The organism is Bradyrhizobium sp. TM233, assembly GCF_036247965.1.
Lineage (GTDB): Bacteria > Pseudomonadota > Alphaproteobacteria > Rhizobiales > Xanthobacteraceae > Bradyrhizobium > Bradyrhizobium ottawaense.
The window spans coordinates 111,819-127,801 of sequence record NZ_BTIG01000002.1; the positions used below are offsets into that span (position 1 = coordinate 111,819).

The window sequence follows — 15,983 nt, forward strand, 5'->3', positions numbered from 1 at the left end:
TGACCGGTTTTATGTCCTTTGCCACGGTTCTTCTGTCGGGAGGAATTCCGTGGGTACGACCATCACCAATAATCCGCCGCGGCCGGAGCCGAAAGCCCTCGCGAGCGCACTGGAGCAGCTTGCCGCACGCTTCGGCAACCGCCTCATCACATCACAGGCCGTGCGCGAGCAGCACGGCCATACCACCACCTGGATCCCCAACCAGCCGCCGGATGGCGTGGTAATGGCGCAGGAGACCGCCGACATCCAGGACGTGGTGAGGATCTGCGCCAAGAACCGCGTCCCCGTCATTCCCTTCGGCACCGGCACCTCGCTCGAGGGCCAGGTCAACGCGCCCGCCGGCGGTATCTCGATCGACCTGCGCGACATGAACAAGGTGCTCGCGGTGCACGCCGAGGACCTCGACTGCGTGATCCAGCCCGGCGTGACCCGCAAGGCGCTCAACGAGCATCTGCGCGACCAGGGCCTGTTCTTCCCGATCGATCCCGGCGCGGATGCCTCGCTCGGCGGCATGGCCTCGACCCGTGCCTCCGGCACCAATGCGGTGCGCTACGGCACCATGCGCGACAGCGTGCTGGCGCTGAAGGTGGTGCGCGGCGACGGCGAGATCATCACCACCGGCACGCGCGCCAAGAAATCATCCGCCGGCTACGACCTGACCCATCTGTTCGTCGGCGCCGAAGGTACGCTCGGCATCATCTCGGAGTTGACCATCCGTCTGCGCGGCATCCCCGACACGATCGCGGCCGGTGCGGTGTCGTTCGAGAGCGTGCACGGGGCCTGTCAGGCCGTGATCCTGGCGATCCAGACCGGCATTCCCGTGGCGCGCATCGAGCTGCTCAACGCCGCGCAGGTGAAAGCCTGCAACGCCTATTCGAAGTTGACGCTGCCGGAGACGCCGCTGCTCCTGATGGAATTCCACGGCAGCGAGATCGAGGTCGCCGAGCAGTCCAAGGCCTTCGGCGAGATCGCGAAGGATTGCGGCGGCGGCGATTTCTCCTGGACCACGAAGCCCGAGGATCGCACGAAGCTGTGGCAGGCGCGGCACGACGCCTATTGGTCGGTGAAGGCGCTGCGGCCCGGCGACAGCATCGGCGTGGTCGCAACCGACGTCTGCGTGCCGATCTCGCGGCTGGCCGATTGCGTCAGTGAAACCGAAGAGGATCTCAAGCGCCTCAATCTGTTGTCGCCGATCGTCGGCCATGTCGGCGACGGCAATTTCCATTGCTCGCTGGTCTGCGACACCAACGACGCGGCGGAGATGGCGCGCGGCGAAGAGTTCATGCATCGCCTGGTCGAGCGCGCGCAGGCGATGGACGGCACTTGCACCGGCGAGCACGGCATCGGCCAGGGCAAGCAGAAATACCTCAAGGCGGAACTCGGCCCCGAGGCGCTCGATGCGATGCGGGCGCTGAAAAAGGCGCTCGATCCGCTCAACATCTTCAACCCCGGCAAGATCGTGCCGGAGGCGTAGGCCTTCGGCACCACAAGCCGCCGCAGGGCCGATGCCGTCCCCCGGTCGGGGGCGGGAACTTTCGGCAATCCTATCGGTTCCAATTCCCGCCAAGTTCCGATGCCTCAATGGTGCGGCTCTGCGGGAGGATGCGATGGTGCGACCGGTCATTGGAATTGCCGCGATGGCGCTTGCCTGCATGCTGGCGGGCGCGGCTCTGGCGAAGGGCGGACATGGCGGTGGCCATGGAGGCGGGCACGGCGGTGGCCATCACGGCGGCGGACATTTCCGTGGCCACGGCGGTGGACATGGGCATGCCGGCGGGCATCATCGCGGCATGCGGTTCACGTCCGGGGTCCGACGCGGCGGGCCCAACTTCGGCCAGATCCGCAATGCTGCGATCCGCCCCGCGAGCTTCCGCAATGCCCTGAACACCAGCGCATTCCGGAATGGCCGGCTGATCAGCAATCCGGCAGCGCGTACACAGATCGTGGCAGCGGCCGCGTTGGCCGGCTGGAGCGGCGCAAGCAGCGGATGGTGGCAGCATGCGGGCGGCGGCTATGGCTGGGTCGGGCCGCTGTTCTGGCCGTTCGCCTATAACGACCTTTACGACTACACGATCTGGGGCGACGGGCTCGGCTTCTGGGGTTACGGTTACCCCGACATCTATGCAGGCATTTTCGGCCCCTATGGCTATGATCGCCTGTCGGCCTATCTGCCGCAGCAACCGCAGGGACGACGACGGGCGCGTAACGCACCGCTCGATCAGCTCTGCGGCAGTGACCGGCGTGCCATCGCCGGACTACCGATCGATCAGATCGCATCCGCGGTGCAGCCGACAGATGCGCAGGGCGCCGCTCTCGATGCGCTCGGCAATGCCTCAGTCGACGCGGCAGCGCTGATCCGCACATCCTGTCCGACGCAGGCCGCAGCGACGGCGCCCGGCCGGCTCGCAACGATGCAGCAGCGCATCGAGGCGATGCAGAAGGCTGTCGAGCTGGTCCAGCCCGCGCTCGACCAATTCTATGGCTCGCTGAACGACGAGCAGAAGGCGCGCTTCAATGCGCTGGCCGAGGATCAGCGTCGTGCGACGGCATCGAACAATGCGAGGGAAGCGTCGGTGCAGTCTTGCAATGTGACCGCCGCGTTCGATTGGCCCGGTGCTGCGATCGATGAGAGGCTTCGTCCGAGCGACACCCAGCGCGCGGCGCTCCAGGTGCTCCAGGATACCAGCGCCAAGGTCAGCGCATCGCTCAAGGCGGGCTGCGAGCCCAATGACATGATGACACCGCCGGCACGCATGGCCACAATCCGCAAACGGCTCGATGCGATGCTGGACGGGATCAAGTCGGTGCGCGCGGCGCTCGATGATTTCTACGCCACGCTCAACGACGAGCAGAAGGCGCAGTTCGAGGCGATCGGGCCGCGCCGCACGTCCTGAACGGTGCAAGCCAATAAAGGCCACGGGTGGGGGCAATGAAGTGGTTCGCAAGGCGGCAGCCGGCCGACATCTGGGATGAGCCGATCCAGGGACCGATCGGCGATATCGACGCGGCGGAGCGCATTCGTAACATCTGCGAGGCTGCGAGAGCGGGCGCGGAGGCTGTCGGAGGCTCCGCACAGGCTGATAAGCGCGAACGTGAGCGCTTTGAACGTGCAGCCCGCGTCGCGATGGAAATTGCGATGAAGATCGCAGACGATCTGATGCGCGACGATGCGGTCCGCCGCATCGTCGACCTCTGCGTGAAGGCAAATGATATCAAGACGGCGCAGATCCTGTTTCGCGCGATCCAGGCGGGCTGGATCCGGGAGGCCGTCCAACACGACTATCCGGCGCTGGCGCAGTAGATCCGGCTCGCGCGTCGGGCGCGAGCCGGATCAATGTCTATGCTGGACAGTCTCAGTATCTGCGGTAGTCGCCGCGATAATGGTCGCCGCCGCCGCGGCCGCCCATTCCAATGCCGATCCCGATACCGACGCCGATGCCCTGCATGACAGCGGCTGGCGGCGGCCCCGGGGGCGGGGCGCGCTCGTAGACCACTTCGTCCGGAGGCGGTCGGCGCTTCGGCGGCGTCTCGACCACCTTGCGCTTGGGCGGTGTGTCGTCGATGCGCTTCTTGATCACGGGCGCGACGCTCGGATTGACGGGCGTTGCCGGACTCGACGGGGTCGAGCATGGGCAGGTCGGGGCCATCGCGACGGCAACCGGGGCAGGGCTCGCAGCGGCGGCGACAGGCAGGCCGTAATTTCGGTTCTGCACGCGAAGCAACAGCCTGCGTGCGGTTGCCGCGAGGTCGCTGTTGTCCCAGTTCGCAAGATAAGCCTCGAACGAGGCGCGGGTGTTGATCGCGGTAGCGCGCTCCCAGGCCAGCATCTGCCGTCGCCGCTCCAGCACGGTGCGCACGCGCGGTGTACGGGTGTCCTGTGCGTACAGCTCGATATAGGCCTGATACGCCGGCACCGTGTCGTCGGTGATGACGAGTTCATAGGCGACCATGGCCGGCTTGCCCTGCAAGTCCCGGCGCCAATCCTCGACGCTGCGCGTGCCGCTGGCGAGCGCCATCGAGGACGCGCCCGGCATGGCCGGCTGGCTGCCGCTGCTCTCGCCGAAGAACTTGAAGTCGGTCGTCAGCGAGGAGCTTTCCCAGGGGATCTGCCGTCCGTCGGTCGATTGCGCGACGGCGACGCGGATGCGCTTGAACACTTCCTCGATCGGCAGATTGGGCTGCTTGGCAACGGTCAGCGCTGCCGTGGTGTAGGGGCTGTCGATGCCACTGCCGTCCTCGGCCTCGGCGCCGGGCGAGGTTGAATAGGAGATGAAGGAGCCCGGCGCGCCGGCCTTGGTGTCGACGATCGCAAGCCCGTGGCCGGCGCCGCTGAGCGCCGGGAATGGATTGTTGCGGCAGGCATCGAGCATGAAGATGCGCGCCCGCGTCGGCAGCGCGCCGAGCGTGTTGAGCATGTCGTTCAGCCGCACGCCCTGGAGCGGAATGTCGGCCTCGCGCTTGGGATCGAGATCGACCGGCACCAGATAATTCTCGCCGTCGATCTGCAGGCCATGGCCGGCATAAAACACCAATGCCACCGTGTCGGCGCCGCTGGCGCTGACCTTGCCGGCGAAATCCGAGATCGCCGCGCGCATCTCGTTCTGCGCCAGGTTGGCGGCCGTGGTGACGGTGAAGCCGGCATTGCCGAGCAGCTCCGTCATGCCCTTGGCGTCGTTGGCGGCGTTGGGCAGCTCGGGCACGGTGCGATAGGCGGATTGGCCGATCACCAGCGCGAGCCGCGCTTCGGCCGCGGCCACCGTCGGTGTCATCAACTGTGCGAGCGCAAGAAAACCGGACGCAAGAAGCAAATTGGGAAAGGCTGGACGGCGCATGATGTCACCTCCATCGGCAATACGCGCGATGATGTCACTTTTTCTAGGTCGGTGCCATGACACTGTCTGTGCGCTAGCTCACGCTGGGCGTGCGACAAATCGGGCAGGATGTCTGCCTGGCCGGCGCGGCAGGCCGTGCGGCGTCACGGCAGTCCGCGGTCCCAGGGCGGGTCAGGCGCAAAGCACGCGGCGAGAAAGTCGATGAAGGCGCGTACCTTGGCCGGTGGCCGGCGGTCGGGCAGGTAGACCGCGTGCACCGCCGAGGTCTGGATTTCCGGCTGGTCGAGCGGGAGCGCGACGAGCGCGCCCGAGCGGAGATCGTCGGCGATGATGAAGGTGGGTTGTCGCGAGAGGCCAAGGCCGGCCAGCGTCGCCGCGCGTAGCGCATCGCCGTTGTTGGCACGCAAGGTGCCGCTGACCTGGACGCGGATTTCGCCCTCTGCGCCGAACAGCCATTCCGCCGCGCTCGCCTGCTGCGAGAGCGTGTACCCAAGGCAATTGTGCCCGGCGAGATCGGCGACGGTGCGCGGCGTGCCGTGCCTGGCAAGATATGAAGGTGTGGCGCAGACCACGAGGCGGTTCGGCGCGAGCTTTCGCGCCACCATGCTGGAGTCGCGCAAGCTGCCGATGCGGATCGCGAGGTCCCAGCCTTCCTCGGCAAGGTCGACGAGGCGGTCGTTGAGGCCGAGTTCGACCGTGACCTCGGGATGGCGTTCGCAGAACTCCGCGATCAGCGGCGCGATCTGCCTGGTGCCGAACACGACGGGCACGTTGACCCGCAGCAGTCCGCGCGGCTCGATGCGCTCGCGCGCAACCGCGGCATCGGCGGCCTCCATGTCCGCGAGGATGCGCTCGGAGGATTCGAGATAGCTCCGTCCGGCCTCGGTGATGGAGAGCCGCCGCGTGGTGCGGTGGAACAGTTTCGTGCCGAGCCGCGCCTCGAGCGAGGCGACATGCTTGGTCACCATGGTCTGCGACAGGCCCATGGCCCGGGCCGCGCCGGACAGGCTGCCGCTCGCGGCGACCTTGGCGAAGACCTCCAGGCTGGTCAGGCGGTCGAGCAAATAACCTCACTCTGCAGGTGTGAAGTGTATTTCGATAATAGCGGATTATCGTTGGAATGAGAATAGATCATGTTGCGGCCAAAGGAGACACCCCATGATCGATTCCCGTACCGCCCCGTACGCCGCACTGGTGCTGCGCGTGACCTTGGGCGCGCTGTTCCTGGCCCATGCCGGCCTCAAGCTGTTCGTGTTCACGCCCGCCGGCACCGCAAAATTCTTCGGCAGCCTCGGCTTTCCGCCCGAGCTCGCTTACCTCATCATCACCGTCGAGGTGCTGAGCGGCGTCGCGCTGATCCTCGGCCTCTGGGCCCGCTATGCCGCGCTCGCCGGCATTCCGATCCTGCTCGGCGCGATCTTCACGGTGCACGGCGCCGCCGGTTTCTTCTTCACCAATCCGAAGGGCGGCTGGGAATACCCCGCCTTCTGGGCAATCGCGCTGGTCGCGCAGGCCCTGCTCGGCGACGGCGCCTACGCGCTGCGTCCCTCGCGTGATGTCGCGGCGGCGGGCGGCCAGCTCAGCGTCGCGCATTCGCGCTGACGTCACGGCATTCGCTCCAACCTGAAAGCCGCGGGATCATGATCCCGCGGCTTTCATTCGTCTGCTTCGTACCAGGCCGATCAATCTACGTTCGGTATTGATCCATACCTGAATTGGATCGATCCGCGTCCATCTTGCCTGGCGGGTCTTTCGTTCGCCGGACCATCGCGCGGCATTCGTCGAAAACATCGGCAAACACAGGCATTCCACTGCGTGTTCGCCGGAATGCTTGTTCCTCCCGCGTCCGCTTCCTCACCGGCCGCAACCCTTGCCCGCGCCGTCGCTTTGGCCATACAGTCGTTGCAACGGGCTGCGGCAACGACCGCGGTCGCGAAAAAGAATAATCGGGGAGAGACCGCACCATGACCATCGTGCCCGTGAACCGTCGCGCGTTCATCAAGTCATCGGCGGCGGTCACCGCCGGCCTCGTGCTCTCCCCCGCCATCATCGGTCGTGCCGAGGCCGCGACGCTGAAGCTGAAATGCTCCTCCTCGCTGCCGAACGATCCCAAATACGCCAACGGCCGCGTCTACTACGACAACCTCGTCAAGAATTTGAAGGGCAACGGGCTCGGCGAGCAGATCGAGGTCGCGTTCTTCCCCGACAACCAGCTCGGCCAGGAGATCGATGTCATCAACTCGGTGAAGCTCGGCGTCATCGATCTCATGGTGTCGGGCTCCTCGATCTCGGCCAATCTCGTGCCTCTGGTCGGCACCTACGATCTCGGCTTTCTGTTCTCGAGCTTCCCGCAGCAGACCAAGGCGTTCGATGCCGGCGCCGCCAAGCCGATCGAGGACGCCCTGCTCAAGGGCGGCAACATCCGCATCATCGCCTGGGCCTATAATTTCGGCTCGCGCAGCGTCTTTGCCAAGAAGCCGGTGAAGACACCGGAAGATCTCGCCGGCCTCAAGATCCGCACCCTGCCGAATCCCGTCATCACCGAATGCCTGCGCCTGATGGGCGCCGCCGCGACGCCGCTGGCGTTCGGCGAGATCTACACGGCGTTGCAGGCCGGCGTGCTCGATGGCCTGGAGCACGATCCGCCGACGATCCTTGCCAGCAAGTTCTTCGAAACGGCGAAATTCTACGCGCTGACGCAGCACAATTTCTCGCCGCTTGCGATCTACTTCAGCGACATGACCTACAACCGCATGGACCCGAAGCTGCGCGAGGGTTTCCTCGATGCCGCGAAGAAGGCCGCGGCCGACACGCGTGCCCATGGGCTTGCGGTCGAGAAGGAGGCGCTGGCGGCGTTGACCGAGAAGGGCGTGACGGTTGCCGAATGCGACCGCGAGGCGTTCAGGAAGCGCGTCGCGCCGCAGACCGAGAATTTCATCAAGGCGCGGCCGGAATCCAAGGCCGTCATCGACATCATCCGCGCAACGCAAGCCTGAGATGACGATCACAGCCGCCGTGCCGCTCCCGGGCGGCCGCCACGGGAGCATCACCCTGCTGCTTCGCCTCAGCGATGCGATCGCGGCCGTCCTGCTCGCCGCCGATCTCGTGGTGGTCTGTGCGTCCGTGCTGTTGCGCTTCTTCTTCAACGCGCCGGTCGAATGGTCCGACGACGTCGCGCGCGGATTGATGGTCGGCTCGGCCTTCTTCGGTGCCGCGAGCGCGCTCGCGCGCGGCGAGAATGTCGGCGTGTCGTTCTTCCGCGACCTGTTGCCGGCACGGCTGCGGACGCTGGTCGATGCCGCCGGCGCGCTGCTGGTGGTGCTGATCTCGGGTTACGTCGCCTATAACGCCATCAAGCTGGGCTCATTGACTGCAGGCCAGACCACCGGTTCTGGCCTGCCGCTGGAGCTGACGTTCTATCCGATGGGCGTCGGCGCGCTGTTCATGACGGTGTTCGCGATCGACCATCTCTGCGCGAGGCCGCTTCCCGATATCGTCAGGGGGCTCGTTGCGATCATCGTCGTCACCGGGCTCTATCTCGCCTGGGATTATCTGTCGCCGTCCTCGGTCCCGTCGGCGGGCACCTTGATGCTGATCGGCTTTTTCGTGACGCTGTTCGGCGGATTGCCGATCGGCTTTGCGCTGGCGCTTGCCGCGCTCATCTTCATCTGGGTCGAGGGCGCGCTGCCCGGCGTCATCTTCGCCCAGCAGATGGCGCGCGGCATCGACAATTTCGTGCTGCTTGCGATCCCGTTCTTCATCCTCGTCGGCTATCTCATGGAAGCCAACGGCATGTCGGTGCGCCTGATCGAGCTGTTGCAGCGCGGGGTCGGCCGCATGCGCGGCGGACTAAACGTCGTGATGGTCGCTTCGATGGTGCTGTTCTCGGGCATCTCGGGCTCGAAGATGGCCGATGTCGCCGCGGTCGGCTCGGTGCTGATCCCGGCGGCGCGCCGCTCGAAGCAGAACCCCGGCGGCGCGGTGGCGCTGCTGGCGGCGTCCGCGGTGATGGCGGAGGCCATCCCGCCCTGCATCAACCTGATCATCCTGGGCTTTGTGGCGAACCTGTCGATCGGCGGCTTGTTCGTTGCGGGGCTCTTGCCGTCGGCGCTGATGGCGCTGGTGCTGATTGCGGTCTCCATCATCTTCGGCAAGCGGCCGGACAGGGTCGAGGACGTCGAGCCGCAGATGCCCGTGTCGGGGCTGTGGAGCGGGGCGATCGCCTCGTTCGGCCTGATCTTCATGATCTTCTTCGGCTTCAAGAGCGGCTTTGCCACCGCGACCGAGATCTCTGCCTTCGCGGTGGCCTATGCGCTCGTCGTCGGCAGCGTGGTGTTCCGCGAGCTCAGCTTCAAATCGGCCGCGCACAGTTTCGTGCAGGCGGCGACGCGCGCCGGTCTCGTGCTGTTCATCGTCGCTGCCGCGCAGTCGCTTGCGTTCACGCTGACCTTGCAGCAGGTGCCGCATGCGGTTGGCGATTTCATGCTCGGTTTGTCGAAGACCTCAGGCGTCTGGCTGTTCATCCTGCTCGCGATCGCCGTGCTGATCGTGATGGGCTCGGTGCTGGAGGGCGCCGCCGCGCTGATCATCTTCGGGCCGCTGCTGTTGCCGGTGGCCGTGCAGCTCGGCGTTGATCCCCTGCATTTCGGCGTCGTGCTGGTCATCGCCATGGGCATCGGCCTGTTCGCGCCGCCGCTCGGGCTCGGACTCTACGGCGCCTGCCTGATCGGCAACGTGCCGATCGAGCAGACGGTGAAGCCGATCATGGGTTATCTCGGCCTGTTGTTCCTCTGCCTGCTCGTCATTGCCTTCGTGCCGTGGCTGTCGACCGCGCTGCCGCGGGCATTCGGCTACTGAAGGAGTTTTGTCGTGAAGGTTCTGCTCGCTCACACGCCGGAGATGCGGCGCAATTACTATGGCGATCGCAGCCTGAACGGTTTGCGCGCGGCCGCCGAGGTGATCCTGCATGAGAGCGATGAAACGCTGGACGCGGACGGCCTCGTGCGCGCCGCGAAAGACGCCGACATCGTCGTTGCCGATCGCATGACGGAGGGACGCGGCGAGATCTTTGCACGGCTGCCGCGTCTGCGCGCGTTCGTGCGCTGCGCCGTCGACATCCGCAACGTCGATGTCGAGGCGGCCTCAGAGGCCGGCGTGCTCGTGACCCGCGCCGGCCCCGGCTTCGTTCAGGCCGTCGCCGAGCTCGCGCTCGGCTTCATGGTCGATCTTTCCCGCGGCGTGTCGCGGACGACCGCGGACTACCAGGCCGGCCGCAAGGTCGAGGCGCGGATGGGTCGTCAGCTCGCCGGCAGCAAAATCGGCATCGTCGGTTACGGCAGCATCGGGCGCTATCTCGCCGAGGTGGCAAAAGTGCTGCGCATGGAGGTGCTGGTCGCCGATCCCTTCGCCACCGTCAGCGATGCAGCGATCCGGCAGGTCGGCCTCGACGAGCTTCTCGCTGCGTCCGACTATGTCGTCTGCCTCGCCATCGCCAACGAGCAGACCGAAAACCTGATCGGCGAGGCGGCGCTGGCGCGCATGCAGAAGCATGCCGTCTTCATCAATCTCTCGCGCGGCAATCTGGTCGACGAGGCGGCGCTGGCCAAGGCGTTGCTTGAGAACCGCATCGCCGGCGCGGCGATGGATGTCGGCCGCGCGCCCGACCAGATGCCGACGCCGGAGCTGGCCAGGCTCCCCAACGTCGTCGCCACGCCCCATGTCGGCGGGCTGACGCCGCAGGCGATCGAATACCAGTCGCTGGAAACGGTTCGGCAGGTCGAAGCGATCGTCAGGGGCGAAATTCCCCCGGGCGCGGTCAACGCTGCGCGCTGGACGCGGCGGCCGTGAGCGGCCCTAAAGCCGATCCACCGCCTTGAACGTCCCGTCCTTCTGGATCACCGTCAAAAACACTTTCGGCGGCGTGTCGATCGTGCGCAGGCCGACGGTGACGGTGCTGCCGCTGATATCGAAGTGGCCGACATCGTTGATGGCGCGGAGCAGGTTTGCGCGCGTCGGTTTCGGTCCGGCCTTTTCCAGCGCCGCGGCCGCGAGGCGGCCGGAGAGATAGCCTTCCAGCGACACGAAGTCCGGTGTCAGCGTCGGATCGAACGCCTTCTGCGCCGCCTGGTAGTCGGCGACGAGCTTGAGCGAGCGATCCCAGGGAAACGGCACGACCTGTGAGACGATGACGCCTTCACCGTCGGGACCGAGCTCCCTGGCCAGCGCATTGGCGCCGACGAAGGAGACGTTGACGAAGGTCGGATAGAAGCCGCTGCGGTGCGCGAGCTTGATGAACTCCGCGCAGGGACCATAGGTCCCGACCATCACGATCGCCTCGGGTTCGGCGCGCTTGATCACCCGCCAGGCCGCGGTGACCGCGCGGGTGTTGCGTTCGAAGGTGCCTTCAGCGGCAAGCTCGAGGCCGCGCTTGGCGAGCGCGCGCTTGACGCCGGTCAGACCGTCGCGGCCGAAGGAATCGTCCTGGTAGAAGATGCCGATGCGGGTGAAGTGGCGATCCTCGGTGAGGTGCTTGATCCACGCCTCGGCCTCCGCACCATAGCTCGGGCGGATGTTGACGACGTTGGCAAGCTCGAGGTCGCGCAGGAATTCGGCGCCGCTGAACGGACCGATGAAGGGGACGTTCCTGGCGCTGGTGATCGGAATTGTCGCCATCGCGGTCGGCGTGCCGACCGCGCCGATCAGCGCGAACACCTTGTCGTCCTCGATCAGGTGCAGCGTCTGCGCCACCGAACGGTCGGGGTCGTAGCCGTCGTCGCGGCTGATGAGCTGGAGCTTGCGGCCGTGGACCCCGCCCTCGGCGTTGATCTCTGTGAATGCGGCGACGATGCCTTGCCGCATGCGCTGTCCGAGCGCGGAGGAGGGGCCTTCGAGCGCGGCGGCCTGGCCGAACAGGATCGCATCCTCGCTGACGCCGGCCTCGTCGGCTCTCGCGGCAAGCATGGTCGCGGCGAGGAGCGCGATGGTCAGGACGAGGGATGTCGCCGATCGAAATCGATGCATCGGGAAGGTCTTGCTGAATGAATGGAAGCAGCCTCGTGCAGCATATTCCTGCGAGCCTGAATAGCTCGCTAACCGGCGACGTGGCGGCAGCCCGTAGTACTCCGGGCAAAACCGGCAAGTTGTTTCCACAATGCCGGATCATTCGGACACTTCATTAACTAATTCGCGCGTTGCGGAATGCTCGGGTTCCGAAATTGTGCAGTTCTTAACCGCGGTCTTGTTCCGATAGCGGCGCCGGCACCTCAACCAGAGGTTCGGTTCGTCGCGGACAGGGGGACGGCGGCTTCAAGATGGGCGATCGCGATCAGAACGATCAGGATCGGAGGCGTATGACCGGATGGTGGCGTGCCGCGCCGCTGCTCGGGCTGTATCGCCCTGCGCTCGTCGCGGTCGGCGTCGGTCTTCTGTTCTCGGTTGTCGGCGCGGCCGCCGTGGCGCGGTGGGAAGACCGCGTCAACAGGATCGAGTTCGAGAACGCGGCCGAAACCGAAGCGATCGTCATGCAGAATGGCATGGGCGAATACATCTCCAGGCTCGTCGCGCTGCGCACGCTGTTCGAATCGACCAATGACGAAGTCACCCGCAGCGAGTTCGAGACCTTCAGCGCCCGCCTGTTCGAGCGCCATCCCGGCATGCTGCGCATTGCCTGGCTGCCGCGCGTCAACCGCAAGGAGCGCGCCGAATACGAGACCGCGGCGATCGCGGACGGCGTGTCCGGCTATCGCATCAAATCGCTCCAGAGCGAGGGCTTTGCGACGGCGCCGCAGAGCGACGAGTACTTTCCGGTGTTCTACTCGACCCAGCCGAAGACCTCGTCGGTCTACGGCATGGATTACGCCACCGTTCCGGAGCGCCGCGCGGTGCTGGAGCGCGCGCGCGACAGCGACAAGGTCGCAGCCATTCGCACGCGCCTGTTCGAGCCGAAGGAGGGGGGCCGGCTGCCCGACGTTCTCGTTGCCATTCCCGTCTACGCCAAGGGGACGTCGCGCGAGACGATCGCGGACCGGCGCCGCAATCTGGCCGGCTTCGTGGTCGGCGTCTTCGACCTGCCGCTGCTGATCCAGGCCATTCGCGTCACCACCGGGGCAAGCCCCGCTGTCAGCATGAACGTCTATCCGCCCTTCACGGCGCAGATCGTCAGCCTGGAGCAGATGCTGCCGGATTATTCCTCGGCGGCCACGGCGCCGCAATCGATGCGGGACGTCGCGCGGGCGCTGCACTGGGCAGGCAGCCTCAAGATCGGCGATACCGACTGGCAGGTGCGGGCGGTTCCAACCGCCGGCGGTCCGCTGGAGACGACTTACGATCGCGCCGGCACGGTGCTGATCGTCGGCATGCTGCTGACGCTGTCGCTGTCGACCTATCTCATGCTCGCAAGCCGCAATTCGCGGCGGCTGTCCCTGGCGAACCGGCGGGTGCTCGAGCTCGCCCAGACCGACATCCTGACCGGACTGCCGAACCGCGCCTTCTTCCTCACGCGGCTCGACGAGATGAACAGCCAGCTGAGTGTGCGAGGTCTGCCGTTCTCGATCCTGATGCTCGACCTCGACCGCTTCAAGAACGTCAACGACTCCCTCGGTCACGGTGCCGGCGATGCGCTGCTGCGCCAGGTGGCGCAGCGGCTGAAATCCGCCGTGCGCGCCAACGACGTGCTGGCGCGGCTCGGCGGCGACGAGTTCGCCATCATCCAGGAAACCGGCGCCGATCAGCGCGCCTGCTCGACCGAGCTGGCGGCGCGGATCGCCAAGCTCTTGACCGAACCGTTCCTGCTGCCCGGTCACCGCGTCGAGATCGGCACCAGCATCGGCATCGCCATCGCGCCGGATCACGGCAGCGATCAGGAGCAGCTGCTGAAGAAGGCGGACCTTGCGCTCTACCGTTCGAAATCGGCAGGCCGCAACTGCTTCACCATCTATGACGAGGCGATGTCGGCCGAGCTGGAGGCCCGCAACACGCTGGAGGGGGATCTGCGCGATGCCATCGCGCGGTGCCAGCTGGAGGTGCATTACCAGCCGTTCGTCGACGCCCTCAGTGGCGCGCGGCGCGGCTTCGAGGCGCTGGTGCGCTGGCGGCATCCGACCCGCGGCCTGATCCCGCCGGACCAGTTCATCTCGCTTGCGGAGGAGACCGGGCTGATCGTGCCGCTCGGCGAGTTCGTACTCCGGCGCGCCTGTGCGGATGCGGCCGGCTGGCCCTCCCACCTCGCGGTCGCCGTCAACCTGTCGCCGATCCAGTTCAAGGAGGCCCAGCTGTTCGAGGTGATCTGCGCGGCGCTCGCCGATTCCGGCCTGCCGCCCCAACGGCTGGAGATCGAGATCACGGAATCCGTGTTGCTGGAACGCGGCGGCGAGAACCACGCCTTCATGCAGCGGCTGAAGCAGCTCGGCGTCGAGCTCGCGCTCGACGATTTCGGCACCGGCTATTCCTCGCTCAGCTATCTGACGGCGTTCCCGTTCGACAAGATCAAGATCGACAAGTCGTTCATCCGCAACCTCACCCAGCAGCCGCGCAGCTCCGCCATCATTTCCTCGATCGTGACGCTGGCGCGCGGGCTGGACATGTCGGTCACCGCCGAGGGCGTCGAGACCCGCGAGGAGTACGAGCGGCTGAAGGCGCTGGGCGTCAATTTCGCGCAAGGCTATCTGTTCGGCCGCCCGCAGCCGATCGAGCGGATCCTGTTCGACGCACCCGTCAAACCTTCACGGCGCGACGCCGCCTGAGATCGCCCTGTCGCATCTCGCCCGACGGGCATGCGCGGAATTCGCTTGACCCGGGCACCCCCGGATGGTCGGTAGGACCGTCCAGGGATGAAACACACAAATATGCGGCTTCCGTTCTTCTACGGCTGGGTCGTGGTCGCCGTGACCTTCGTCACCATGGCCATTGGCGTCAACGCGCGCACCGCCTTTTCACTGTTCTTTCCTCCCATCATCTCCGAATTCGGCTGGGAGCGCGGCGTCACCGCCGGTGCCTTCTCCTTCGGCTTCGTGGTGTCGGGCGTGGTCAGCCCGCTGATCGGCCGCCTGATGGACCGCGCCGGCCCGCGCGCGGTGATGGAGCTCGGCGTCGTGCTGATGGGAGGCGGGTTGCTGCTTGCGCCGCTCACCAGCGCGCCCTGGCATCTCTATGTCACCATCGGCGTCATGGTCGGCGCCGGCTCGGTGTGTCTCGGCTATTCCGGCCAGTCGCTGTTCCTGCCGAACTGGTTCATCCGCAAGCGCGGTTTCGCCATCGGCATCGCTTTCGCCGGCGTCGGCATCGGCTCGGTGACGCTGCTGCCCTGGGTGCAGCACATGATCGAAGAGACCGGCTGGCGCACCGCCTGCACCGCGATGGGCCTGCTCATCCTGGTCGTGCTGGCGCCGGTCAATCTGCTGCTGCACAAGCGCCCGCAGGACATCGGCCTCGAGCCGGACGGTGATGCCGCCCCGGCCGCGGGCGCGGCTCAGCCGATCTCCAACATCGTCGATCCCGTCTGGGTCGGGACCGACTGGACGCTGAAACGCGCGGTGGCGACCGCGCGATTCTGGTGGATCGCACTCGGCTATTTCTGCGGCCTGTACATCTGGTACGCGGTGCAGGTGCACCAGACCAAATTCCTGCTCGACATCGGCTTCAGTCCCGGTGTCGCGGTGTGGGCGCTCGGCATCGTCAGCCTGCTCGGCATTCCCGGCCAGATCCTGCTCGGCCATGTCTCCGACCGGATCGGACGGGAATGGGTGTGGGCGATCAGTTGCGCGGGCTTTGTGATCTGCTTTGCGGCGCTTATGGCGCTGAAGTTCCAGCCGTCGCTGTGGCTGGTCTACGTGATGGTGTTCACGCAAGGCGCGCTCGGCTACGGCCTCACCTCGATCATGGGCGCCGTGGTGTTCGAGATTTTCCAGGGCAAGCACCAGGGCAGCATCTTCGGCACGATCATGCTGGCGGCGCTGGCGGGCGGTGCGGCCGGACCGTGGGTGACCGGCTTCCTCTACGATCGCACCGGTGACTATACGCTCGCCTTCGCCATTGCGATGATCGTGAGCGCCTTGTCGGCGCTCTCGATCTGGCAGGCCGCGCCGCGGAAGGTGCGGGCCGTCGCCGGGCGGCTGCACAAGCTCCAGGCAGGAACCGGCGCCGATTAGGTTCCGC

At 66.3% G+C, this 15,983-nt stretch carries 12 protein-coding genes; 9 read left to right on the forward strand and 3 right to left on the reverse strand.

Features of this window, described 5'->3' with window-relative positions:
• Positions 1–49 precede the first annotated feature (49 nt).
• The 3 genes from AABA86_RS06445 (at position 50) to AABA86_RS06455 (ending at position 3,301) form a co-directional block, all read left to right on the forward strand.
• On the forward strand, positions 50–1,474 hold the full coding sequence (locus tag AABA86_RS06445; protein WP_212249900.1) for an FAD-binding oxidoreductase: 1,425 nt from the start codon (positions 50–52) through the stop codon (positions 1,472–1,474).
• 133 nt (positions 1,475–1,607) lie between these two features.
• A complete protein-coding gene (locus AABA86_RS06450; RefSeq protein WP_338306223.1) occupies positions 1,608–2,894 on the forward strand; it encodes a Spy/CpxP family protein refolding chaperone in 1,287 nt (428 codons plus the stop codon).
• 35 nt (positions 2,895–2,929) lie between these two features.
• The gene (locus AABA86_RS06455; protein ID WP_028145489.1) at positions 2,930–3,301 is read left to right on the forward strand and encodes a hypothetical protein; all 372 of its coding nucleotides are present in this window, start codon (positions 2,930–2,932) and stop codon (positions 3,299–3,301) included.
• Between the two features lie 52 nt (positions 3,302–3,353).
• Here AABA86_RS06455 and AABA86_RS06460 read toward each other — a convergent pair whose 3' ends face one another.
• Together AABA86_RS06460 and AABA86_RS06465 are read right to left on the reverse strand one after the other, a co-directional pair.
• Positions 3,354–4,832: a caspase family protein gene (locus AABA86_RS06460; protein ID WP_338306224.1), complete on the reverse strand. Its 1,479-nt coding sequence runs from the start codon at positions 4,830–4,832 to the stop codon at positions 3,354–3,356.
• A 143-nt stretch (positions 4,833–4,975) separates the two neighbouring features.
• Positions 4,976–5,896, reverse strand: a complete 921-nt coding sequence (locus tag AABA86_RS06465; RefSeq protein WP_338306225.1) for a LysR family transcriptional regulator — start codon at positions 5,894–5,896, stop codon at positions 4,976–4,978.
• A 94-nt stretch (positions 5,897–5,990) separates the two neighbouring features.
• Here AABA86_RS06465 and AABA86_RS06470 point away from each other — a divergent pair, with 94 nt between their 5' ends.
• The 4 genes from AABA86_RS06470 to AABA86_RS06485 all read left to right on the forward strand — a co-directional run bounded on the left by AABA86_RS06470 (position 5,991) and on the right by AABA86_RS06485 (position 10,679).
• Positions 5,991–6,434 (forward strand): DoxX family protein, encoded by a 444-nt coding sequence (locus tag AABA86_RS06470; RefSeq protein ID WP_338306226.1) that lies wholly within the window; start codon positions 5,991–5,993, stop codon positions 6,432–6,434.
• Between the two features lie 362 nt (positions 6,435–6,796).
• Positions 6,797–7,828, forward strand: coding sequence for a TRAP transporter substrate-binding protein (locus tag AABA86_RS06475; RefSeq protein ID WP_338306227.1), 1,032 nt, complete (start codon positions 6,797–6,799; stop codon positions 7,826–7,828).
• Position 7,829: 1 nt separating this feature from the next.
• Positions 7,830–9,689, forward strand: a complete 1,860-nt coding sequence (locus tag AABA86_RS06480) for a TRAP transporter large permease (protein WP_338306228.1) — start codon at positions 7,830–7,832, stop codon at positions 9,687–9,689.
• 12 nt (positions 9,690–9,701) lie between these two features.
• Positions 9,702–10,679, forward strand: a complete 978-nt coding sequence (locus AABA86_RS06485) for a hydroxyacid dehydrogenase (RefSeq protein WP_338306229.1) — start codon at positions 9,702–9,704, stop codon at positions 10,677–10,679.
• Positions 10,680–10,685: 6 nt separating this feature from the next.
• Here the strand turns inward: AABA86_RS06485 and AABA86_RS06490 are convergent, their stop codons facing one another.
• Positions 10,686–11,852 carry an ABC transporter substrate-binding protein gene (locus tag AABA86_RS06490; RefSeq protein ID WP_212249890.1) on the reverse strand — a complete coding sequence of 389 codons (1,167 nt, stop codon included), beginning with the start codon at positions 11,850–11,852 and terminating at the stop codon, positions 10,686–10,688.
• A gap of 329 nt (positions 11,853–12,181) precedes the next feature.
• On the opposite strand from AABA86_RS06490, the gene AABA86_RS06495 reads away from it, so the two are divergent.
• Both AABA86_RS06495 and AABA86_RS06500 read left to right on the forward strand, forming a co-directional pair.
• Positions 12,182–14,572 (forward strand): bifunctional diguanylate cyclase/phosphodiesterase, encoded by a 2,391-nt coding sequence (locus AABA86_RS06495; RefSeq protein WP_338306230.1) that lies wholly within the window; start codon positions 12,182–12,184, stop codon positions 14,570–14,572.
• 102 nt (positions 14,573–14,674) lie between these two features.
• A complete protein-coding gene (locus AABA86_RS06500) occupies positions 14,675–15,976 on the forward strand; it encodes an MFS transporter (RefSeq protein WP_212250090.1) in 1,302 nt (433 codons plus the stop codon).
• Positions 15,977–15,983: the final 7 nt, after the last annotated feature.

Excerpts from the sequence above, each read along its gene's own strand:
- AABA86_RS06480 (WP_338306228.1), top strand. The coding sequence starts at position 7,830 with ATGACGATCACAGCCGCCGTGCCGCTCCCGGGCGGCCGCCACGGGAGC.
- AABA86_RS06450 (WP_338306223.1), top strand. The coding sequence starts at position 1,608 with ATGGTGCGACCGGTCATTGGAATTGCCGCGATGGCGCTTGCCTGCATG.
- AABA86_RS06455 (WP_028145489.1), top strand. The coding sequence starts at position 2,930 with ATGAAGTGGTTCGCAAGGCGGCAGCCGGCCGACATCTGGGATGAGCCG.
- AABA86_RS06495 (WP_338306230.1), top strand. The coding sequence starts at position 12,182 with ATGACCGGATGGTGGCGTGCCGCGCCGCTGCTCGGGCTGTATCGCCCT.
- AABA86_RS06460 (WP_338306224.1), bottom strand. The coding sequence starts at position 4,832 with ATGCGCCGTCCAGCCTTTCCCAATTTGCTTCTTGCGTCCGGTTTTCTT.
- AABA86_RS06500 (WP_212250090.1), top strand. The coding sequence starts at position 14,675 with ATGCGGCTTCCGTTCTTCTACGGCTGGGTCGTGGTCGCCGTGACCTTC.
- AABA86_RS06490 (WP_212249890.1), bottom strand. The coding sequence starts at position 11,852 with ATGCATCGATTTCGATCGGCGACATCCCTCGTCCTGACCATCGCGCTC.
- AABA86_RS06475 (WP_338306227.1), top strand. The coding sequence starts at position 6,797 with ATGACCATCGTGCCCGTGAACCGTCGCGCGTTCATCAAGTCATCGGCG.
- AABA86_RS06470 (WP_338306226.1), top strand. The coding sequence starts at position 5,991 with ATGATCGATTCCCGTACCGCCCCGTACGCCGCACTGGTGCTGCGCGTG.